Source organism: Enterococcus lemanii, assembly GCF_016909125.1.
GTDB classification, from domain to species: domain Bacteria; phylum Bacillota; class Bacilli; order Lactobacillales; family Enterococcaceae; genus Enterococcus_I; species Enterococcus_I lemanii.
Genome location: NZ_JAFBFD010000029.1, coordinates 14,152 through 36,106 on the forward strand (window position 1 = coordinate 14,152; position 21,955 = coordinate 36,106).

Below are 21,955 nucleotides of genomic sequence, written 5' to 3' on the forward strand. Positions count from 1 at the left end.
TAAAAACTGATTACTATAACCTTATTCAAAGGAAAATGTATGAGGTGAGAAAAAATGTATCAAGTCCTAACGATGTACGGTGAGAATGAACCATGGTGGTTTTTTGAAGACTGGCAAGCCGATATTCGCGTGTGTCAAGAATTTCAAACATTCGCCCAAGCACAACAGGCTTATTTAAAGCAGTGGCAAACATTGCGTGATACGTATAATCATGTTCATGTCAAACCCAATTTTTTAACGGCTTTTTGGAATGATGGCGAAGAACATTGGTGTGAAGACTGCGAGGAAGGCTTGCAGTTGTTTATGGGCTTGGCTTTATTAAAAGATTACGAGGCCGTTTCAATGCAAGTCGATCGAGACTTTTATGAGACCATTAATGAAAAAGAAAAAGAAAAAACTTGTCAAAGAAAACAAGCTTAGCCAAACTTCTTTTGACAAACGAAAACTGTTGCTTACAATAAGGTAAGGAGCAGTTTTTTTATGGCTAGAAACGCAAACAGCAAATATTTGCTGCGATAAGGAGAATTTATGAGTAAAAAATTAGTTTTAACAGAAAAACCAAGTGTTGCAAAAGACTTTGCCAAAGTTTTAGGAGCGAGTCCACGTGGCAAAGATTATTTTGAAAATGAAAAATACGTGATTACCTGGGCATATGGCCATTTGTTATCACTCAAATTACCTGAAGATATTCAACCAGAGTGGAAAACTTGGAGTCTAGAGACCCTTCCAATGATTCCGAAAAAAATCGGCTTAAAACCACTGCCGAAAACCCATCGCCAACTAAAAGTGATAGGTGACTTGGCAAAACGTAAAGATGTCACTGGCATTGTGATTGCGACGGATAGTGGGCGCGAAGGAGAAGCCGTGGGGCGTTTTATTTTTGAGTGGTTAAAAACCAACAAGCCAATGGAACGTCTTTGGATTTCGTCCCAAACCAAACAAGCCGTCCAGGAAGGTTTTAAAAAATTACAACCTGGCCGTCAGTTTGATCATTTGTATCAATCCGCGGTGGCTCGTGGGAAAGCCGACTGGTTAGTTGGGTTAAACGTTACCCGTGCGCTAACGGTTAAATACCAAGATAATTTATCGGCCGGTCGTGTGCAAACACCGACCTTAAGTTTAGTCAATCAAGCCCAAGAGAAAGTAGAGAAATTTTTACCAACAACTTATTTCTCAGTAGATTTACTTTATCAAAACGAAAAAGCACGCTTACAATTAAAAAATCCGCAACAATTTAGTGAACGCAAACAAGCCGAGCATTTCGTGAAAGAATTAAGTGGCAAACTTGGTCAAGTTACCAGTGTTGAAGTCAAAGAAAAAAGCCAAAGCCAACCACTGCCTTATGACTTAACCGAATTACAACGTGTAGCCAACCAAATGTATCAATTCTCAGCTAAAAAGACGTTATCACTCGTTCAAAGTTTATATGAAAGTCACAAAGCGGTGAGTTACCCACGAACGGATTCTAAATATTTACCAAAAGACGTGGCGCAAACGATGAAAGACCGTCTGCAAGCGGTCGCTAATTTTGAGCCACGTGCCAAGGAATACCTTAAAGCGGGCAGCAAAGTTCAATTAACCAGTGTCTTCAATGATCAAAAAGTAACCGATCATTATGCTTTAATTCCAACAGAAGAAAGCCCACGTGTTGAAAAAATGAGTAGTGATGAAGTCAAAATTTACCGCTTAATTGTCGAACGCTTTTTAGGCCTTTTCGCGCAAAAACACGTCGTCCAAACCGTCAAAGCAACCGTTGATTTTTCCGGCCATCTGTTTGTCTTTAAACAAGAACAAGTCTTGCAAGCCGGTTGGAAAACCGTTGAAAAACAAACCGATTTAATTGATTGGCAAAAATTAAAAACCATCAAAGGTAATTTCCAAGTCAATCAAGAATTAACCAGTGCGCCAAAACTAGCCACTGAAGGCAGTTTGCTTGCTTTGATGGAGAAGCATTCGCTCGGCACCCCCGCGACACGGGCAGAAATTATTGAAAAACTGATCAAATCAGAATTAATGGAACGCCGTGTCAATGCGCTCGCAGTAACCCCGAAAGGGAAACAATTATTGAGCTTAGTGAATCCTTCGCTCGTTAGTCCCGAACTAACAGAAAAATGGGAAAAAGATTTAGCAGCGATTGAAAAAGGCCAAAAATCTGCCGACGTCTTTTTAAAAGAAATTGAAAAAGACACGAAACGTTTAGTGGCAGAAATTAAAGACTCAAAAGAAGAATACAAAGATTTCTCTTTAACCACTAAAATTTGCCCTGAATGTGGCGAAGCGCTACGAGAAAGAAGTACCAAAGACGGTAAAATCTATGTCTGCAGCAACAAAGAATGTAAGTACCGCCGCCGCAAAGATCCTAAAATTTCAAATCGCCGTTGTTCACAATGCCATAAAAAAATGGAAATCATTGAAGGAAAAAATGGCGCCTTCTTCAAGTGTAAATATTGCGGTATCAGCGAAAAAATGCTCGATAAAAAAGAGCAAAAGAAAAAAATGACGAAACACGAAGAACGCCGCCTCGTCAAAAAATACGCCCAAGCCGAAGAAGAACAAGAAAGCCCATTAGCACTCGCCCTAAAAGCCGCAATGGAAACCAAGGAGTAAAAAAAGTCGTTATGCTCTGAGCAACTGGAGAACAAGGCGACCAAGCGCTATTTGCTTGAGCGACTTGATTGAAGTTGCCGAAAGAGCAGACTTTTGCACCCGTAAACCAAGGAGTAAAAAAGTCGTTATCGTCAAAATCAGTCTTCTAACTGTCAAAATTCCATTTGTTTAACGAATTACTGGACAATTGTTTTTATCTGTAGCAAAATAAACACATAAAAAGCAAGCAAAGTAAAAAGGAGGAGTTATTTTATGAATGACTTAACGATGCCAAAAGACTTTCTTTGGGGGAGTGCTTCAGCTGCTTACCAAATTGAAGGCGCTCATGACAAAGATGGCAAAGGCATTTCAAACTGGGATGAGTTTGTCCAAATTCCAGGAAAAACGTTTAAAGGGACAACCGGCGATGTCGCCGTTGATCACTACAATCGTTTTAAAGAAGATATTGCTTTGATGGCAGAAATGGGCTTAAAGACTTATCGGTTCTCGATTGCTTGGACACGAATTTTTCCAGAAGGCAAAGGTGCTGTTAATGAAGCCGGTGTTGCTTTTTACGAAGCGATTATTGATGAATGTCTGAAGTATGGCATTGAGCCAATGGTTACACTTTATCATTGGGATTTGCCTCAAAGATTAGAAAGAGATTATGGTGGTTGGGAAAGCCCTGAAATTATTGAAGATTTTGTCAACTATGCCACCTACTTATTTAAAGCGTACAAAGGAAAAGTTAAATATTGGATTACGATTAACGAACAAAATATTTTTACCGACTTTGGCTGGATGACTGCGATGCATCCACCAGGCAAATTTAATGAAGAGGCACTTTATTATAAAGTCAATCATCATGTCTTTTTAGCGCATGCCAAAGCCGTGATTGCCTTTAAAAAAATCATGCCTGATGGGAAAATTGGGGCAAGTTTTGCTTATAGCCCAAGTTATGCGGTTGATTGCCAACCAAAAAATGCCATGGCTAAAATTGATTACGACAATTTGAAAAACTTTTGGTGGATGGATGTCTATGCGTATGGACGTTATCCAAAAAATGCTTATAATTATTTAGTTAAGCAAGGAGTTGCCCCAATTGTTACGGAAACCGAGCAAGCGACTTTAAAAGAAGCCGCTCGTTTAATTGACTTTATGGGCGTGAACTACTATCAAAGTGCTGCGGTAGAATATAACCCAATTGATGGAGTGACACGATTTGGTGAAATGAATACAACTGGTAAAAAAGGAACGGGTCAAGTGACGGGATTACCAGGCGTTTATAAAAATCCAAGTAATCCCTACTTGGAAACAACTGATTGGGATTGGGTGATTGATCCATCTGGATTGCGCTATGCTTGTAAAGAAATTACGAGTCGTTATGATTTACCAATCGTCATTTCAGAAAATGGTTTAGGGGCGTTTGATCAAAAAACAGCAGATAATCAAATTCATGATAGTTATCGAATTGCTTATTTGAACGCTCACTTAAAAGAATTATTAAAAGCGGTTGATGAAGGTTGTGAAGTTTGGGCATATTGCACTTGGTCTTTCACTGATTTATTAAGTTGGTTAAATGGCTATCAAAAACGTTATGGTTTTGTTTATGTTGATCGAGATGAAGAAGGCGGCAACTTAAACCGCTACAAAAAAGATAGTTTCTATTGGTATAAAGAAGTCATTGCGACAGACGGAGCTTCCGTCGAATAAAAAAACTCAAGTTGTTCACTTTTTTTGTGAACAACTTGAGTTTTTTTAATACCGCGTTATCGGTACAATCCGTGCACCAAATGGAGCGATGGCAAGTCGAGCCAACTTAAAAGATTGTTGGGCAAAAGGAATCCCAATAATCGTAATCATAAGAAATAGCCCACTAACAAGATGACCCAGAGCAATTGGCAAGCCACTAACGATTAACCAAATAAGATTGACAATAAGAGAAGTGGAGGAATTACTATAGACGACTTCTTTGCCAAACGGCCACATGCTTAAAGAAGCAAACTTAAAACACTGAAGTCCAATTGGAATGCCAACGATGGTGATACACCATAAGCAACCGGCTATAAACCAAGACACGCCACCGATAAACCCACCAAAAATAAACCAAATTAAATTACCTAAAAAAGTAATTTCCTCACCTGCTTTTCTTTTATAACATTAGTTTACCGTATCTAAGACAAAAGAAAAAGCCGCAATGCACGAAGCATCACGACTTTTTCGCGGGGGATACAAATAAGGAAAATGTATAGGTAATCTAGCAAGAACTGGCGGGGGCAAATCCACTGATTCTTGTAGACGAACTATTAAGCTTAAGGTAATTTAATTACCAATTCAGAATCTTTATCAAAGAATTGACCTTTGTTTAAGTTGAACGCTAAGTCAACCATGTCACCAGGGCGGTGAACGTCACGAGCATCCACTTTAGAGATGAACTCTGTTGTACCAATCTTAGTATAAAGCATTGTTTCTGCACCTAATAACTCTGAAACAACGATTTCTGCATGAACAGTTGCTTCTGGAGAGGCATCAAGTACCACTTGTTCCGTGTGAATATCTTCAGGACGAATACCAAAGATTAAATCTTTTCCTTCGTAGCCTTTTTCAACTAAAACTTTGTTACGGCCTTCAGGGATACGTAATTCTAAACCATGTCCATCAGTGATAACGCCGTTGTTTAAAGTAACGTTAAAGAAGTTCATTGCAGGAGAGCCGATAAAGCCAGCTACGAACACGTTATTTGGTGAGTTATAAACTTCTTTTGGTGTACCAATTTGTTGTACGAAACCGTCTTTCATAATAACGATACGGTCAGCCATTGTCATCGCTTCTGTTTGGTCATGCGTTACGTAGATTGTTGTTGTTTCTAAACGACGGTGTAATTTTGCAATTTCTGCACGCATCGCCACACGTAATTTCGCATCTAAGTTTGATAAAGGCTCATCCATTAAGAAGACTTTTGCGTCACGAACGATTGCACGGCCTAGAGCCACACGTTGACGTTGTCCACCAGATAAAGCAGCAGGTTTACGTTCTAAGTATTCTGTTAAACCTAAAATTTCAGCAGCGTTTTCCACACGAGTTTTGATTTCAGCTTTGTCGTATTTACGTAATTTCAAACCAAAAGCCATGTTATCGTATACAGTCATATGTGGGTATAGTGCGTAGTTTTGGAAAACCATTGCGATGTCGCGGTCTTTTGGAGCCACGTCGTTTACAACGCGATCGCCAATGATTAATTCTCCTTCAGAGATATCTTCAAGTCCAGCGATCATACGTAAAGTGGTTGATTTACCACAACCAGAAGGTCCAACGAATACGATGAACTCGCGGTCTGCGATATCTAAGTTGAAGTCTGTTACTGAATAAAAATCGTTATTATCATATTTTTTGTGTATGTGTTTTAAGGCCATTTCTACCATTGTCTAATTCCTTCTTTCGATATGTTATTTACACACTTACTATAAATGAAAACGGTTTAATCTAGCAATGGAAAGGTGCACAAAAAAAAGATAATTTCTTGTGCACCTTGTTAAAAATCAGTTTTTGAAGGTTGAAATAAGTAAGTAAGCCAAAAACAAATCGTTCATGTTCTTTAAGTTACATTGTGTTTGTTGTTGAAATTTGTCGAGCTTGTATTGTAAGGTATTGCGATGCATGAATAAATCTTTGGCCGTTGAACTGATATTTCCTTGGTTGTTCCAAAGTGCCTGGATAATTTCAACTAAGTCTTCTTCTGATTTAAACCAATCTTGATACAGCATGCGCATTAAATAAGAGTTTTTAACGGATTCTTCGGCAAAATAATTCAAGCTTGTCGAGGAAAGGTTGTGGCATTTTTCATGATTTGAACGTTGTAATTCATGATCAAATAATTGTCTTTCTTCTGCTAAAATACGGGTGAAATCTTCTGTATATGGGAAGAAAGAACCCACAAATAAACGCGTGTAAGTATTAAAGTCACCGTCTAACGCTAAAAAGACCCCTGCTAAATCTTCCGTCGTTAAAGAATCTTCATGATACGCTTCGATGATTAAGCCGTAAGTATCGCTAACAAAAAAATGATCGACTAGTTGGGGGAAAATATTGGTTAATTCATCATTCCAATCATTCGCGGTCGCTTCATCCAATGAACTAAATTCGACTTGAATCATGCGAAAACGTCCAGCGGTCACGGGTGCATTTTGATGTTGGAAAACAGCTTCATACCAGACATGATTTTCGATGTTTTGACCGATTTTTTTTGGTTTGAAAAAAGTCTGAAGTAATTGGCGCTCAGTCTTTGAAAGGTTATGAACCGGTACCCATAAAAAATCATGCCCTTCTTCAAAGACAAAATAATTGGGGTTTTTGGTTGCATGGGCTTGTTTTATTGCTTCAGGATAAATTTGTTGTAAAGTTTGGATATTCATCGCAGTCTCCTTTGATATGATTGAGTTGTTCTCTTTATTGTAGCGAAAGAAAACCCGCTCGTATAGCTAAAAATTGATTAAATTAAGAAGTTCACTCTAAATTGATTGACAAATCTGTCAATTCAATGTATTCTTTAAAACAAGTTCATACAATGACATCGAAAAGAAGAGTAATTTTTATTTTTATGTTTAGAGAGTCTCTGGTTGGTGCAAAGGGATCATAAAGTAAAGGTGAAACACATCTTGGAGTCGATTTTTTGAAAAAAAGTAGGGAAATCCGGGTAAGCCCGTTACAGCGACAGTCATTATGATTGATGACTTACGAAGATTTACTACTGTGAAGAGTAAATAAAAAAAGGTGGAACCACGTAAAATACGTCCTTTAGTCAATTTGACTAAGGGATTTTTTTGTTTTTATAGGTGGCGTCTTCTTTTTGTAAGACAGGCAACAAGACTGAATGAGGCTTTCTTTTGCGAAAGAGAAAGTAAAAAAGAGGTGGCACCACGTAGATTACGTCCTCTGGAGCAATTCCAGGGGGCTTTTTTTGTACATTTTTTTAAGGAGGTTAAAAGATGAGTTATTTAACAAGCGTTTTTCCCCAACTTTTAGAAGGGGCGAAAATCACGTTACAATTATTTAGTTTTACTTTATTCGGTTCGATCCCATTAGGTGTTTTATTTGCTTTTGCTTTAGTGGCTAATTTCAAACCGTTACGTTGGTTAACCCAAGGCTATGTTTGGTTAATGCGAGGGACCCCGTTATTGTTGCAATTAATCTTTGTTTTTTACGGGTTACCGATTTTAGGGATTGTTTTCGATCGATTTGAAGCGGCTTTAATTGCTTTTATTTTAAACTATGCGGCTTATTACGCTGAAATCTTTCGTGGAGGAATTCAAGCCATTCCAAAAGGCCAATATGAGGCAGCACAAGTATTGCGCTTGAGTAAGAGTCAAACGATTCTAAAAATTATTATTCCCCAAGTTTTTAAAATGACGTTACCTTCAGTCGGGAATGAAGTCATTAGTTTAGTCAAAGACACGTCCTTAATTTATATTTTAGGCTTGTCTGACGTGATGCGTATGGGGAAAATTGCGATGGAACGCGATGCCACGCTAATGCCGTTAGTGGGCGTAGGGATCATTTATTTAATTTTAACGGGAATTTTTACCGTTTTATTGAAAAAAATTGAACAACACTTTAATTACTATCGTTAGGAGGGAAAGACATGCTACAAATTAAAGGCTTAAACAAAAGTTTTGGTAAAAAACAAGTCATCAATCAATTAGATTTAGACATTCCAACCGGTAGTATTTTAACAGTGGTTGGCCCTTCTGGAGGTGGGAAAACGACTTTTTTAAGAATTTTAGCCGGCCTAGAAACGGCTGATTCTGGAGTATTCACTTTAGATGGGCAAGCTTTTTCACCAAAAGATTTAAAGGAACATGAGCAAGTTGTTGGTGTCGTTTTTCAAGACTTTCAATTGTTTCCACATTTAAGTGTCTTTGAAAACATTACGCTCGCACCAAAGCTTGTGTTGAAAGAAACCAAAGAAGTGTACACGAGAAAAGCAGAAGCGCTGGCAGAACAATTAGGGATTACAGAGCTGTTAAACAGTTACCCCTATCAGTTGTCAGGTGGACAAAAACAACGGGTAGCCTTAGCACGGGCGATGGCAATGGACCCTAAAGTGCTTGCTTATGACGAGCCAACGAGTGCGCTCGATCCAGCGTTACGTCAACAAGTCGAAGAAATGATTTTAAGTTTAAAAAAACAAGGCGTTACGCAAATCGTGGTCACGCATGATTTAGCTTTTGCAAAAAACATTGCGGATAATTTATTAGAGGTTGTCCCAAACAATTAGGAGGAAAATAAAATGAAAAAACAAATTGGTTTATGGTTAATGGTTGCAGCAACATTTGGTTTGGCCGCTTGTGGTAAGCAGTCAGAAGAAGGCAGTGGCGCGTCCGTTGAAAGCGCAGCAGACAAAGCGGAAGTTGTAGTTGGGTTAGATGATACGTTTGTACCGATGGGTTTTCGCGATGAAGCCGGCAAGTTAACTGGTTTTGATATCGAATTAGCCGAAGCGGTCTTTGCTTTAAGTGATACGAAAGTGAAGTTTCAACCGATTGATTGGTCAATGAAAGAAACCGAATTAGCCAATGGTACGATTGATATGATTTGGAACGGTTACACCATTACACCCGAACGTGATAAAAAAGTATTGTTTACGAATACTTACATGGAAAATCTGCAAGTATTAGTGACACCTAAAGATAGCGGTATAACGTCTTTTGAGCAAATGGCGGATAAAGTTTTAGGTGCGCAAGAAGGTTCGTCTGGCTACTCGACTTTTAACGAACAAGCCGATGTTTTAAAAGACATCGTAAAAGACAACGACGCGACTTTATATGCAAGCTTTAACGAGGCGTTTATTGATTTAGAAAATAAACGCATTGATGGGTTGTTAATTGACCGAGTTTATGCGGAGTATTACTTAACCAAAGCCGATAAATTAGCGCAATTTAATGTCATTAATAGCCCGTTTGAGACCGAAGATTTTGCCGTTGGGGTACGTAAAAATGACCAAGCATTAGCTGATAAAATCAACGCAGCTTTCAAATCGCTACAAGAAAAGGGCACGTTTGCTGAAATTTCAACTAAATGGTTCGGTGAAGACGTAACGCCACAAAAATAACGCAAAAATAGGAGTCGAAATGGAACGACAAAAAGCAAAGACTGTGAACACTTCTTGGCAAGAAAATCGGATTTTGGCTGCTAAAAATGGCACCAACCCGATGTTGATGCTAGAACTAAAAGCAAGTTACGCTGTTTTTGGTGATGTGCAATTTTTACCAGGTTATTGTGTGTTACTACCAAAAAAAGAAGTCGGGTCACTCAATGATTTGCCACCGTTAGAAAGACAACAATTTTTACTGGAAATGTCCTATTTAGGCGATGCGATTTTGGCTAGCACGGATGCGATTCGAATCAACTATGATATATTAGGCAATAGCGATCAATATTTACATGCGCACGTCTTTCCAAGGTATCAATCAGAAGCAACCGAACGACGTAAAATGCCAGTGTGGCTTTATGATAAAAGTCACTGGTCAGATCCCAAAACAGCGTATCAAGAAGCGCTACACGGTGATTTACGGCAGTTAATTACAAAAAAATTAGCGAAATTGCAATAAAAAGACGGGGAAACTTTTGTTCCCGTCTCTTTTTTTGTTATAATGGGTAGGAATTGAAAAGAGGGATGAAAAAAATGGCACAAAAGAAGCGCCCAACGAAAAAAAGAAAAACAAAAAAACAACAACTCCAAGAAGAAAAACTCATGCTTGTCGGGCTAGGCTCTTTATTTATTTTATTTGCCTTATTTGGCTTATTTCAGTTAGGCTTTTTAGGTAATTTAATCGCGAATACGTTCCGGATTATTGGTGGGAATAGTTTTTCGGTTTTAACCGTGGTCTTAGCTATTTATGGTGTATTGCTAATTGTTAAAAATACAGCCTTGAAATTTAAACATTATCGTCGCATCAACGGGTTATTATTGATGTACATAGCTATTTTAATTTTTTTACATGCCCAGTTATTTGCGAAGGTAAAGCCAGAAGATTTGACGATTTTTAAAACAACTTGGCATTTATTATTATCCGATATAAAAGCCAATCAAGTGACGCAAAATGTTGGTGGCGGGATGTTAGGTGCTTTGTTTTATCAAGTGACGCACTTTTTAGTTGCGCAAGTGGGCAGTTATCTAATTAGCTTTATTTTATTTGCAGCTGGTGTATTTTTTATGACGAATTTAGATGGTCATGAACTAGTTGATTTTTTGAGCCAAATCAAAGAAAAAATCAGCCAATTACTAAAGGGCGATCCGGATAAACAAGCACTCCGACAAGCGAAGAAAGCTGAAAAAAAAGCCGAGAAAAAAGCGAATCAAGCGGCAAAAAAACAAGCCGAACGAGAGGCTATCTTAGCTGAAATTCAAGCAGAAAAACAAAACACGATTCGTCCGATGACGGAAGGGGAAAAACTTTCTCAAGCTCAAAAAACGACCGTTACGATTGAACCAGAGCAATTAAGTTTTGTTCCTATTGATACGTTCCAAAGTGTTGCGACTCCGGCAGTGGAAGAAGCAAAACCAGCCAAGAAGGCCATTCAAGCAGAGACTGAGGAAGAAAGTGATGATTTAGATTTTGAAATCTCACAAGAAGTCGAAGATGAAACTTATGAGTTACCACCATCGACTTTATTGCAAGCGACAAAAGCAACCGATCAAAGTGGTGAGTACAAAAAAATCGAACAAAACATTGGCGTACTGGAACGAACTTTTGAAAGCTTTGGTGTTGATGCCAAAGTTGTGAAAGCGAGTCTAGGACCGGCTGTTACAAAATTTGAAATTCAACCGGCTGTCGGAGTGAAAGTAAGTAAAATTGTTGGCTTAACCGACGATATCGCTTTAGCATTGGCAGCCAAAGATATTCGGATGGAGGCACCAATTCCTGGGAAATCGTTAATCGGAATTGAAGTACCAAATGATGCCGTGAGTATGGTTTCGTTTAGAGAAAGTATTGAAAACTCACCAGCCGATCCAAGTGCTTTGTTAGAAGTTCCTCTTGGTCGCGATATTTCAGGGCGTGTTCAAACGGCCGATTTAACGAAAATGCCCCACTTATTAGTAGCTGGTTCAACCGGTAGTGGGAAATCCGTTGCGATTAACGGAATCATTACGAGTATTTTGATGAAAGCGAAACCGCATGAAGTGAAACTGATGATGGTCGATCCGAAAATGGTCGAGTTAAATGTCTATAATGGTATCCCTCATTTATTAACGCCTGTTGTGACCAATCCGCGAAAAGCTGCGCAAGCGTTGCAAAAAGTGGTGAAAGAGATGGAAGAGCGCTACGAGAAATTTGCGGCAAGTGGCGTTCGAAATATTACAGGTTACAATGAAATGATTGCCAATCGAAATATTGAGTTAGGCGAAAAAAATCCAATTTTACCGTTTATCGTCGTAATTGTTGATGAATTAGCGGACTTAATGATGGTTGCCAGTAATGAAGTTGAAGATGCGATTATTCGTTTAGCACAAATGGCACGAGCGGCAGGAATTCATATGATTTTAGCCACTCAAAGACCAAGTGTTGATGTGATTACTGGGATTATTAAAGCCAACGTGCCTTCTCGGATGGCCTTTGCGGTTTCTAGTGGGACGGACTCACGAACCATTATTGATAGTAATGGAGCTGAAAAATTACTTGGCCGTGGGGACATGCTCTTTTTACCAATGGGCGAAAATAAACCGATTCGTGTTCAAGGTGCGTTTATTTCTGATCAAGATGTTGAAGCGGTGGTTAAATTTGTGACCGATCAACAAGGAGCCAATTACGTGGAAGAAATGATGGTAACCGAAGAAGAAATAAATACAGGGAGTACGGCCTTTGCAGACGAACAAGATGAATTGTTTGATCAAGCCAAAGAGTTAGTCATCGAAATGCAAACAGCAAGTGTGTCGCTACTACAGCGTCGTTTTCGGGTTGGTTATAACCGTGCCGCGCGTTTAGTTGATCAATTAGAAGCAAGTGGGATTGTCGGGCCGTCTGAAGGAAGTAAGCCACGTAAAGTATTAATTGAGCCCATGCCTGAAGACGAAGAGGCGATGTATCAAGAATAATCAAGCCAATCGGTTAGGACAAGTCGTCTTAGCCGATTGTTTTTTTGTGAAACTTATCGAAATCTTAATTGCATTTATTTTTAAATTCCTGTATAGTGAAACCGACTATTTTTGAAATGAGGAAAATCATGAAACCATCAATTTATGGCTTAAAAAAAGAAGAATTGGAAGCGTGGTTCTTAGAAAACAACGAAAAAAAATTCCGTGCCAATCAAGTTTGGGAATGGCTGTATCAAAAACGTGTTGCTAATTTTAGTGAAATGACGAATTTATCCAAAGAATTAATTGAAAAGTTAGATGAAAACTTTATTATTAACCCATTAAACCAAGTCATTGTGCAAGAATCAAAAGATGGCACGGTGAAGTATTTATTCCAATTACCAGATAAGCATATGATTGAAACGGTACTAATGCGTCAAGATTACGGTATGTCGGTTTGTGTAACGACTCAAGTTGGCTGTAATATCGGCTGTACATTTTGCGCGAGTGGCTTACTGAAAAAAAGCCGCGACTTAACAGCTGGCGAAATCGTAGCACAAATTATGCTTGTTCAACGTTACTTTGACGAACGCAATGCCGGTGAACGTGTGTCGCATATCGTTGTAATGGGAATTGGTGAACCATTTGATAATTACAACAACCTAATGAACTTTTTACACATCGTAAACGACGCTAAAGGACTAGCAATTGGTGCACGTCATATTACGGTATCAACAAGTGGTTTAGCCCATAAAATCAAAGAGTTTGCGGAAAACGGCTTGCAAGTCAACTTAGCGATTTCTTTGCATGCGCCCAATAACGATGTTCGCACGTCAATTATGCGGATTAATCGTAACTTCCCACTAGAAAAATTAATGGACGCCGTTGATTTTTATTTAGAAAAAACCAATCGTCGAATTACTTTTGAATACATTATGCTAAGTCATGTTAACGACCGCGTAGAGCATGCGCAACAATTAGCCAATCTATTAAAAGATAAAAAGAAATTAACTTACGTCAACTTGATTCCTTATAATAAAGTAAGTGAACACGATCAATATTCACGTAGTAGCAAAGAAGATGTCCTGGCTTTTTATGATGTTTTAAAGAAAAATGGGATTAATTGTGTGATTCGAAAAGAATTTGGCACAGACATTGATGCCGCATGTGGTCAATTAAGAAGTAAGCAAATAAAAAAAGAGAAAAAAATATCCTAAAATAAAGAAAAAAACTAAAAACCGGCTGGCTTTTAGTTTTTTCTTTATTTTTGTTGTTGGTGTAATTCTTTTTGATACCAGTCGATTTTATAATGGATTTTGATTAAAAATTGTTGCCAATCACTTGGTGAATAGAGTCCTTCTTCACAAAAATCTTCTGGAGCGGGCGTTGAAATGGCAATTTTGTCAAATTGTTGCACAAGAATCCAAGTGAGTTGATCAAAAAAATTGATCTTTTTGTTTGATTTAGTCAAAACCAATTGCTCAACCCGTTGTTTTTGTTTTTGATAATTTTTGGAATCACTTAACGCCACGCCGCGTGTACGAGCGACTTTTTTTCGTCGTACGAGTTTAAGTTGTTCTTTTTCTATTTTTTGATTTAGCGGATTTAAATCTAACGTTGGTAAAGTGATGTTTGCATCCGTTTGGATAAAAGTCGTCGGATGAAACATGACAATCGTCTTTTCCCCAGTTTTTTCTAGCGGTTGAATTTCTTCTAAACATAACAAAGAAACATAAAATTCCGTATTGTTTTTAGCAGAAATAGTTGCGGATTTAATAAGTCCGTGAACGACGCGGTGCTGTTCAACTTTAACGGCTGTTTTTAATTTGGGTAGTTTAAGGGTGCCATTTAATAATTGAATCGTGTTTTTTTGATTGTTTGTTGTGTAAGATTGCCAGATTGCTTTTTTATTTTTTAATTTCGGGTAACCAGCCCGACCACGATAATAATTTGAAAAAGCGCGGTCCAAATTTCTCTGGGCATTTGCTAAAGCCAAACTATCCGTCTTTTTTAAAAAAGGGTAATCTTTTTTAAGTTGCGCTGGCGTTAAGCTTTCAACCGTTTTGTCTTTTTTTGCCATCAATAAGTGGTTATAGGTGAAGCGAACACATCCAAAAGTTTCGATAAAAAATTGGCGCTGGTCTTCCTCTGGATAAATTCGAAACCGATATCCTTTCAATTTTTTCATTTTGTTCCCCCTTTAGTTTTGAATTGTCAGAAAAAACAGACGATTTAAAACTTATTGTCTATCATAAAAAAATATCCCCAAAAAAGCAAGCAATATCATAAAGTTGAATCGTTTGCGTTCTGGTTCGAGTCGTAAAGCAGACTCTTTTTAAAATGGCTTTTTCATTTTAAAAGCGTTTGATTTACGACCGAGAACCAGCAAACGATTCACGGATTCCGCTAAAGTTGAATCGTTTGCGTTCTGGTTCGAGTCGTAAAGCGAGCGACAAAAAAAGCCACCAAAGAAAAGGTGGCTTTTAAGATTCGTTATTCTTCGTCAAAGATTCCTTGTTTCAAACGATAAACTTTTGAAGGTCGGCCAATGCCCATCGAGCGTTCACCGACTTCATCTAAGAAACGTAAGAGGGATTTTTTAAAGTTCGAGTGATCAATTTCGCGAAAATTTGTCCCTAAAAATTTCGCAAAAACTTTTCGAGCTTCGGTGATGGTAAAATCTTCTCCTAGTACTTGTAGGACTTGTGGTTCGTTTTCCATTTTATTGGTAATGCGTTTAAAGGCCTTTAAGATAATTTGATTGTGGTCAAAAGCAAGGTGGTGTTGGCTTAAAGAAGCACCGGTGGGTAAATCTAAAATAATTTCAATTTCTTCATCTACTAAATAGAGCGCATCGTTCTTTCTTTCAAGCGAAAACCAGCGCACTTGACTCGCATCATCGCCAGCAGATAAAGGTTCTTCACCAATAAAAGCTAAATAACTCACCGTCACGACCCAACCACGTGGATCACGGTTTGGGGTACTAAAGGTATGTAGTTGTTCAATATTATGTTCGGAAATTAAAACACCAGTTTCTTCTTTTGTCTCACGTAACACACATTCGCCGGTTGACTCTTGCGGGTGGACAAATCCACCAGGTAACGCCCAAGAATTGCGGAAGGGGTTCGTTTTTCGCTGAATTAATAAGACTTTCAATTGGTCTTCTTCTTTGTTATAACACATTAAAACCATATCGACTGTAACAGAAGGTTTTTCGTAAGTGGGTTGTTCTTGTTGTTTATACCAAGCAAGGAACTCACTTTCACTTGCTTCTTGTTCGTAGTATTTTTTTTCGGCTTCTTTTGAAGTGAACTTCATGGCTATCTCCTTGTTTAGGTAGTTGTTACTTTTATTTTAACATGATTTAAGTTTGAAACAACTGGAAAAATAAAAACGCATTTAAAAAAATTGTGGTATACTAGCAAAGAATGAATTGTGAGATGAATAAGGAGGAATAACGACAGATGGCTGAGAAAGAAACTTTTTACATTACGACGCCAATTTATTATCCAAGTGGGAAATTACATATTGGGAACTCTTATACAACGATTGCTTGTGATGCAGTCGCACGTTACAAACGTCTGATGGGTTTTGATGTTTACTATTTAACAGGTGTCGATGAACATGGTCAAAAAATTGAGAAAAAAGCAGCAGAACTAGGGGTCGAGCCACAAGAATATGTGGACCATATGGCAGCCGATATTCAAAAATTATGGCGTACACTAGATATTAGTTACGACAAGTTTATTCGAACAACAGATGCCGACCATAAAGAAGCGGTTCAAAAAATCTTCCAACGTCTCCTTGATCAAGGTGATATTTATCTTGGTGAGTATGAAGGTTGGTACTCTGTTTCTGATGAAGAATTTTTTACCGAAACACAATTAGAACAAGTTTACCGCGATGAAAATGGAAAAGTGATTGGTGGAAAAGCGCCAAGTGGTCACGAAGTTGAATTGGTAAAAGAAACGTCTTATTTCTTCAAAATGAGCAAATATGCGGATCGTTTGCTTGAATATTATGAGTCACACCCAGAGTTTATCCAACCAGAATCACGTAAAAACGAAATGATCAATAACTTTATTAAACCAGGGTTAGAGGATTTAGCCGTTTCACGGACGACTTTTGCTTGGGGCGTACCAATCAAATCCGATCCTAAGCATGTGATTTACGTTTGGATTGATGCTTTATCAAACTACATTACCGCTTTAGGTTATGGAACAGATCACGATGCGTTGTTTAAAAAATATTGGCCAGCCGATGTTCATATGGTTGGTAAAGAAATTGTGCGCTTCCATACTATTTATTGGCCAATTATGTTAATGGCTTTAGATATTCCTTTGCCGAAGAAGATTTTTGGTCATGGCTGGTTATTAATGAAAGATGGCAAAATGTCAAAATCAAAAGGCAACGTTGTTTACCCAGAAATGCTGGTGGAACGTTATGGTTTAGATGCTTTGCGTTACTACTTATTACGTGCCGTGCCGTTTGGTAGCGATGGGGTGTTTACACCAGAAGACTTTGTGTCTCGTGTAAATTACGACTTAGCGAACGACTTAGGGAACTTACTAAACCGGACGATTGCGATGGTTAACAAATATTGTGATGGTATCGTACCAAAATACGCGTCAAAAGTTACGGAATTTGATAGTGAATTATCAACGACAGCAGCAAATGTGATTGGTCGCTATCACCAAGCCATGGAAAAAATGGAATTCAATCATGCCTTAGCTGAGATTTGGACTCTTGTTTCTCGTGCAAATAAATATATTGACGAAACAAGTCCTTGGGTTTTAGCCAAAGACGAAACGAAAAAAGCCGAACTAGACAGCGTAATGGTTCATTTAGCAGAAAGTTTACGAATTGCGGCTATTTTATTACAGCCAATCATGACGGAAACGCCGAAAAAAATCTTTAAACAATTAGGTCTTGATCCAGAAGCAATGTCCTTAAAACAACTTCATTTTGGTGAATTCCCAGAAGGAACGAAAGTTGTAGAAAAAGGTACACCAGTCTTCCCACGTTTAGAATTAGATGTTGAAGTCGCTTATATTCAAAAGAAAATGATTGATGGCGGAACGAGTGCAGAAGAAAGTATTAAGTGGGACCCAGAAGAAACCACGCTGACTTCTGTTAAAGAAAAAGAAATTAAATATGAAGATTTTGATAAAGTCGAATTAAAGGTCGCTGAAGTTATCGATTGCCAAAAGGTAAAAGGAGCCGATAAATTGCTCCAATTCCGCTTAGCAGCCGGTGATGATCAAGATCGTCAAATATTATCTGGTGTCGCTGAATTTTATCCAGATCCAAAAGAATTAATTGGGAAAAAAGTTGTGATTGTCGCAAACTTAAAACCACGTAAAATGCGTGGCTTAATTAGTCAAGGGATGATTTTATCAGCCGAAGATGAAAAAGGAAACTTAAAAATTGTTGATGCGCCAAAAGGCATGCCAAACGGTTCAACGATTGCTTAATAGTAAAACAAAGCCAGTAAGATATTTTACTGGCTTTTCTTTTTAGAAAGGAGTCCTTATGAATTTAGACTTGTCGCTCTTTGAAATTACCGTCCGCTTGTTTCTGTCACTGATTATGGGTGGAATGATTGGCATGGAAAGAGAGTACCGAAACCAGCCGGCTGGACTTCGGACCCATATTTTAGTTTGTATTGGTTCAACGGTCATTGCTTTAATTCAAGTTCAAATTGCTGCCTCGGCTTTAAGCTATGCGCTAATCTATCCGGAGTTGTCAACCGTGATTCGCTCCGATCAAGCTCGGCTCATTGCGCAAGTTGTGAGTGGCATTGGTTTTTTGGGCGCAGGTACGATTATCGTTTCTGATCGTTCGATTCGTGGTTTAACAACGGCCGCTTCGATTTGGGCAGTGGCAGGGTTAGGATTGTCGATTGGGATGGGCTATTATATGATTGCTATTAGTAGTTTTATTGGCATTTTATTTGCTTTACTAGTTGTTAAAAGACTAGTCAATATTAAGACACTAAAAAAAATCGAAATACGTTACGTTCATAAAGAAGCCACAAAAGAATTTATTTTGAACTATTTTGTTGAAAATAACATTCGAGTCGAAGATGTCATTTTTAATGTTGACATTGTTGATGATTATCTGATTTATACAAATGTTTACATGATCGATTTGCCCAAAGGTTTGACCTATCCTCAAGTAATTGAAGATTTATCACTTTCTAAAAATATAACAAAAATTCGAATGCTTGATTTGTGAGTTTTTTTCTGAAAATCTTACAAATTAGTTGTCAAAGGCTATTGTTATCTTGTATACTGTTACTAGTAATTATTTTTTTGTTCATAGGGGAGTAACTGGCAGCATACAATAGCTGTGGCAACATCACCAACCGAATTCATTTTCTGGTGTTGCCTTAATTAGTGAGACTTATGTATGTGTTGCACATACACGAGTCTATTTTTTTTGAAGAAAAATAGAAGCGTGTCAACTAATTATGAAGGAGGAAAACAATGTCAACAGAACAAACAAAAAAAGAACAGCTTCATGAAGCATTTTACACGCAAACCCCAGAGGAAGTCATGAGAACCCTAGGAACTTCTCAAGAGGGATTGTCCGAAGAGGAAGCGAAAAAACGTTTAGCGACGTATGGAGCAAATGAACTAGACGAAGGTAAGAAAACAACGATGCTTCAAAAGTTATTTGCACAGTTTAAAGATTTAATGATTATTGTCTTGATTGCGGCTGCGGCTATTTCAGCGATGGTACCAAATGCTGAAGGGCACCGCGAATGGGTAGATGCGATTATTATTTTAGCCGTTGTGGTAATTAATGCCATTATGGGTGTCATCCAAGAAAACAAAGCAGAACAAGCGATCGAGGCGTTAAAAGAAATGTCAACGCCCAATGCACACGTTTTACGTGGTGGCCATAGCGTAACAATTAATAGCCATGAATTAGTGCCGGGCGATGTCGTGTTATTAGAAGCCGGTGATGTGGTTCCAGCTGACGTGCGCTTGTTTGAAGTGAGCACACTAAAAATTGAAGAAGCAGCTTTAACAGGAGAATCTGTTCCTGTCGAAAAACATTTAGCCGTCTTAGTAGATACAGAAGTCGGAATTGGTGATCGTGTCAATATGGCCTTTTCTAATAGTAACGTGACTTACGGTCGAGGAAAAGGGATTGTCGTTCACACTGGAATGAATACCGAAGTTGGTAAAATTGCGAACATGTTAGCCAATGCGGACGAAACGGAAACACCGTTAAAACGTAACTTAAACCAATTAGGGAAATTCTTAACGTATGCCATTTTAGCCATTGCCGTTGTGATGTTCTTTGTAGGAACCATGTTAAATGGACAAGGTTGGGTTGAAATGCTCCTAACTTCAATTTCACTAGCAGTAGCTGCTATTCCAGAAGGGTTACCAGCGATTGTAACGATTATCTTAGCTTTAGGGACACAAGTTATGGCAAAACGTAATTCAATGATTCGTAAATTGCCAGCGGTTGAAACATTGGGTGCAACAGATATTATTGCCTCTGATAAAACAGGGACATTAACTTTAAACCAAATGACCGTTGAAAAGTTATATGTTGATTATCAGCAATATGATATCAAAGAAAATATACCGGCTGATACAATGGCTGTTAAAGTGATGAACTTTGCCAACGACTCTCGTTTTGGCAAAGAAGGGAATTTAATCGGTGACCCAACAGAAACGGCATTAATTCAATTTGGTTTAGATTTAGGTTTTGATGTACGTGAAGCTGTTAAAGTTGAACCACGTGTAGCCGACTTACCATTTGATTCAGACCGTAAATTAATGAGCACGGTCCATCAATTAGCCGATGGTCGTTATCTAGTGGCCGTTAAAGGAGCACCTGATGTTTTATTAAACCGTGTGACTGAAATTTTAAACAATGAACAAGTTTCACCAATGACGGAAGAAGCTAAAGCAACGATTCTAGCTGCCAATAAAAACATGGCCCAACAAGCGTTACGTGTCTTAGGTACTGCTTATAAATATATCGATGTTTTACCAAGTGAATTAACTTCTGAAGAACTAGAAAATGGCTTAATCTTTGCTGGTTTAGTCGGGATGATTGACCCAGAGCGTCCAGAAGCAGCGGGTGCCGTAAAAGTAGCCAAAGAAGCCGGCATTCGTCCAATCATGATTACAGGGGATCACCGTGACACAGCTGAAGCGATTGCGGGCCGTCTTGGAATTATCAAGCCAGGCGACGATGCAGCTGTTTTAACGGGAGCAGAATTAAATCAAATGTCTGAAGAAGAATTTGCGAGCAAAATTACGCAATATTCTGTTTATGCACGTGTTTCACCAGAGCATAAAGTTCGTATTGTCAAAGCATGGCAACAAGCTGGTAAAGTCGTTGCGATGACTGGTGATGGGGTGAATGATGCACCATCACTCAAACAAGCCGATATTGGAATCGGAATGGGGATTACCGGTACTGAAGTATCAAAAGGTGCGTCTGATATGGTCTTAGCCGATGACAACTTTGCGACAATTGTTGTAGCGGTGGAAGAAGGACGTAAAGTCTTTTCAAATATTCAAAAAGCGATTCAGTACTTAATGGCCGCAAACCTTGGCGAAGTTTTAACGTTATTTATTGCGACATTACTTGCTTGGGATACGTTACTACCAATCCATTTATTATGGATTAACCTAGTAACAGATACTTTCCCAGCGATTGCTTTAGGAATGGAACCAGCAGAAGGAAACTTAATGGCTCGTAAACCACGTGGGAAAAGCTCAAACTTCTTCTCTGGTGGCGTAATGAGTAGTATTATTTACCAAGGTATTTTAGAAGCAGCAGCTGTTTTATTCGTTTACTGGTCAGCGATTCAATGGCCGGCACATACAGAATTAAATATGATTGGTTTAAGTGCAGCCGAACTATATAACTTGCAACATGCCGACGCATTAACGATGGCTTTTGCAACACTTGGTTTAATGCAGTTATTCCATGCCTTTAACGTAAAATCCGTTCACCAATCACTATTTACTGTTGGATTTTTCCGCAACAAAGCCTTTAACTGGGCGATTGTCTTATCTTTTGTTTTAATGATGGGTATCATCATTATTCCTGGTTTAAATGACATCTTTAAGGTGACCCATTTAGACTGGTACCAATGGGGGATTGTTGTAGGGGCAAGTTTTGCTATTATTCCAGTCGTTGAATGTGTGAAATTCGTTCAACGTCGAATGGGCAAAGTTTAAAATCAAAAACTACTCAGCAATTTTTACTGAGTAGTTTTTTTCTTTTCTATTTGGTCAAAACAAGGTAAAATAGAACATA

17 protein-coding genes and 1 other annotated feature are annotated in these 21,955 nt (G+C 38.4%); of the genes, 12 read left to right on the forward strand and 5 right to left on the reverse strand.

Translation table 11 applies throughout. From position 1 onward, the window contains the following. Positions 1-54 precede the first annotated feature (54 nt). The 3 genes from JOD14_RS09050 to JOD14_RS09060 all read left to right on the forward strand — a co-directional run bounded on the left by JOD14_RS09050 (position 55) and on the right by JOD14_RS09060 (position 4,299). Entirely contained in the window at positions 55-420 is a 366-nt protein-coding gene (locus JOD14_RS09050) for a DUF1033 family protein (RefSeq protein ID WP_204654507.1), read from the forward strand. Positions 421-528: 108 nt separating this feature from the next. Further along, entirely contained in the window at positions 529-2,607 is a 2,079-nt protein-coding gene (locus JOD14_RS09055) for a DNA topoisomerase 3 (protein WP_204654508.1), read from the forward strand. Between the two features lie 252 nt (positions 2,608-2,859). Next, positions 2,860-4,299: a glycoside hydrolase family 1 protein gene (locus JOD14_RS09060; protein WP_204654509.1), complete on the forward strand. Its 1,440-nt coding sequence runs from the start codon at positions 2,860-2,862 to the stop codon at positions 4,297-4,299. A gap of 45 nt (positions 4,300-4,344) precedes the next feature. Here the strand turns inward: JOD14_RS09060 and JOD14_RS09065 are convergent, their stop codons facing one another. The 3 genes from JOD14_RS09065 to JOD14_RS09075 all read right to left on the reverse strand — a co-directional run bounded on the left by JOD14_RS09065 (position 4,345) and on the right by JOD14_RS09075 (position 6,998). Continuing rightward, a complete protein-coding gene (locus JOD14_RS09065) occupies positions 4,345-4,719 on the reverse strand; it encodes a YccF domain-containing protein (protein WP_204654528.1) in 375 nt (124 codons plus the stop codon). A gap of 179 nt (positions 4,720-4,898) precedes the next feature. Beyond that, positions 4,899-6,008 (reverse strand): ABC transporter ATP-binding protein, encoded by a 1,110-nt coding sequence (locus tag JOD14_RS09070; RefSeq protein ID WP_204654510.1) that lies wholly within the window; start codon positions 6,006-6,008, stop codon positions 4,899-4,901. Positions 6,009-6,125: 117 nt separating this feature from the next. Continuing rightward, the gene (locus tag JOD14_RS09075; protein ID WP_204654511.1) at positions 6,126-6,998 is read right to left on the reverse strand and encodes a helix-turn-helix domain-containing protein; all 873 of its coding nucleotides are present in this window, start codon (positions 6,996-6,998) and stop codon (positions 6,126-6,128) included. A gap of 149 nt (positions 6,999-7,147) precedes the next feature. Continuing rightward, positions 7,148-7,384, forward strand: a binding site (T-box leader). Positions 7,385-7,571: 187 nt separating this feature from the next. On the opposite strand from JOD14_RS09075, the gene JOD14_RS09080 reads away from it, so the two are divergent. From JOD14_RS09080 to rlmN, 6 genes are all read left to right on the forward strand, one after another. Beyond that, complete coding sequence (locus JOD14_RS09080; RefSeq protein ID WP_204654512.1) at positions 7,572-8,213, forward strand: amino acid ABC transporter permease; 642 nt, start codon at positions 7,572-7,574, stop codon at positions 8,211-8,213. Positions 8,214-8,224: 11 nt separating this feature from the next. Then, positions 8,225-8,860: an amino acid ABC transporter ATP-binding protein gene (locus JOD14_RS09085; protein WP_204654513.1), complete on the forward strand. Its 636-nt coding sequence runs from the start codon at positions 8,225-8,227 to the stop codon at positions 8,858-8,860. Positions 8,861-8,872: 12 nt separating this feature from the next. After that, positions 8,873-9,694, forward strand: a complete 822-nt coding sequence (locus JOD14_RS09090) for an amino acid ABC transporter substrate-binding protein (protein ID WP_204654514.1) — start codon at positions 8,873-8,875, stop codon at positions 9,692-9,694. A gap of 19 nt (positions 9,695-9,713) precedes the next feature. After that, the gene (locus JOD14_RS09095; protein WP_204654515.1) at positions 9,714-10,193 is read left to right on the forward strand and encodes an HIT family protein; all 480 of its coding nucleotides are present in this window, start codon (positions 9,714-9,716) and stop codon (positions 10,191-10,193) included. Positions 10,194-10,267: 74 nt separating this feature from the next. Continuing rightward, the gene (locus tag JOD14_RS09100; RefSeq protein WP_204654516.1) at positions 10,268-12,679 is read left to right on the forward strand and encodes a DNA translocase FtsK; all 2,412 of its coding nucleotides are present in this window, start codon (positions 10,268-10,270) and stop codon (positions 12,677-12,679) included. A 125-nt stretch (positions 12,680-12,804) separates the two neighbouring features. Beyond that, the gene (rlmN, locus tag JOD14_RS09105) at positions 12,805-13,875 is read left to right on the forward strand and encodes a dual-specificity RNA methyltransferase RlmN (protein WP_204654529.1); all 1,071 of its coding nucleotides are present in this window, start codon (positions 12,805-12,807) and stop codon (positions 13,873-13,875) included. A 44-nt stretch (positions 13,876-13,919) separates the two neighbouring features. Here rlmN and JOD14_RS09110 read toward each other — a convergent pair whose 3' ends face one another. Together JOD14_RS09110 and JOD14_RS09115 are read right to left on the reverse strand one after the other, a co-directional pair. Then, entirely contained in the window at positions 13,920-14,846 is a 927-nt protein-coding gene (locus tag JOD14_RS09110; protein ID WP_204654517.1) for a helix-turn-helix domain-containing protein, read from the reverse strand. A gap of 305 nt (positions 14,847-15,151) precedes the next feature. Beyond that, a complete protein-coding gene (locus JOD14_RS09115; protein WP_204654518.1) occupies positions 15,152-15,976 on the reverse strand; it encodes an NUDIX hydrolase in 825 nt (274 codons plus the stop codon). Between the two features lie 146 nt (positions 15,977-16,122). On the opposite strand from JOD14_RS09115, the gene metG reads away from it, so the two are divergent. From metG to JOD14_RS09130, 3 genes are all read left to right on the forward strand, one after another. After that, positions 16,123-18,132 (forward strand): methionine--tRNA ligase, encoded by a 2,010-nt coding sequence (gene metG / locus JOD14_RS09120; protein WP_204654519.1) that lies wholly within the window; start codon positions 16,123-16,125, stop codon positions 18,130-18,132. Between the two features lie 58 nt (positions 18,133-18,190). Further along, positions 18,191-18,895, forward strand: a complete 705-nt coding sequence (locus JOD14_RS09125; RefSeq protein WP_204654520.1) for an MgtC/SapB family protein — start codon at positions 18,191-18,193, stop codon at positions 18,893-18,895. 251 nt (positions 18,896-19,146) lie between these two features. Further along, positions 19,147-21,876, forward strand: coding sequence for a cation-translocating P-type ATPase (locus JOD14_RS09130; protein WP_204654521.1), 2,730 nt, complete (start codon positions 19,147-19,149; stop codon positions 21,874-21,876). Positions 21,877-21,955 lie beyond the last annotated feature (79 nt).

Bases quoted from the DNA above. Each gene is read 5' to 3' on its own strand.
- JOD14_RS09050 (WP_204654507.1), top strand. From the start codon at position 55: ATGTATCAAGTCCTAACGATGTACGGTGAGAATGAACCATGGTGGTTT.
- JOD14_RS09055 (WP_204654508.1), top strand. From the start codon at position 529: ATGAGTAAAAAATTAGTTTTAACAGAAAAACCAAGTGTTGCAAAAGAC.
- JOD14_RS09080 (WP_204654512.1), top strand. From the start codon at position 7,572: ATGAGTTATTTAACAAGCGTTTTTCCCCAACTTTTAGAAGGGGCGAAA.
- JOD14_RS09130 (WP_204654521.1), top strand. From the start codon at position 19,147: ATGTCAACAGAACAAACAAAAAAAGAACAGCTTCATGAAGCATTTTAC.
- JOD14_RS09060 (WP_204654509.1), top strand. From the start codon at position 2,860: ATGAATGACTTAACGATGCCAAAAGACTTTCTTTGGGGGAGTGCTTCA.
- JOD14_RS09070 (WP_204654510.1), bottom strand. From the start codon at position 6,008: ATGGTAGAAATGGCCTTAAAACACATACACAAAAAATATGATAATAAC.
- JOD14_RS09095 (WP_204654515.1), top strand. From the start codon at position 9,714: ATGGAACGACAAAAAGCAAAGACTGTGAACACTTCTTGGCAAGAAAAT.
- JOD14_RS09090 (WP_204654514.1), top strand. From the start codon at position 8,873: ATGAAAAAACAAATTGGTTTATGGTTAATGGTTGCAGCAACATTTGGT.
- JOD14_RS09125 (WP_204654520.1), top strand. From the start codon at position 18,191: ATGAATTTAGACTTGTCGCTCTTTGAAATTACCGTCCGCTTGTTTCTG.
- JOD14_RS09075 (WP_204654511.1), bottom strand. From the start codon at position 6,998: ATGAATATCCAAACTTTACAACAAATTTATCCTGAAGCAATAAAACAA.
- metG (WP_204654519.1), top strand. From the start codon at position 16,123: ATGGCTGAGAAAGAAACTTTTTACATTACGACGCCAATTTATTATCCA.
- JOD14_RS09100 (WP_204654516.1), top strand. From the start codon at position 10,268: ATGGCACAAAAGAAGCGCCCAACGAAAAAAAGAAAAACAAAAAAACAA.
- JOD14_RS09110 (WP_204654517.1), bottom strand. From the start codon at position 14,846: ATGAAAAAATTGAAAGGATATCGGTTTCGAATTTATCCAGAGGAAGAC.
- JOD14_RS09085 (WP_204654513.1), top strand. From the start codon at position 8,225: ATGCTACAAATTAAAGGCTTAAACAAAAGTTTTGGTAAAAAACAAGTC.
- JOD14_RS09115 (WP_204654518.1), bottom strand. From the start codon at position 15,976: ATGAAGTTCACTTCAAAAGAAGCCGAAAAAAAATACTACGAACAAGAA.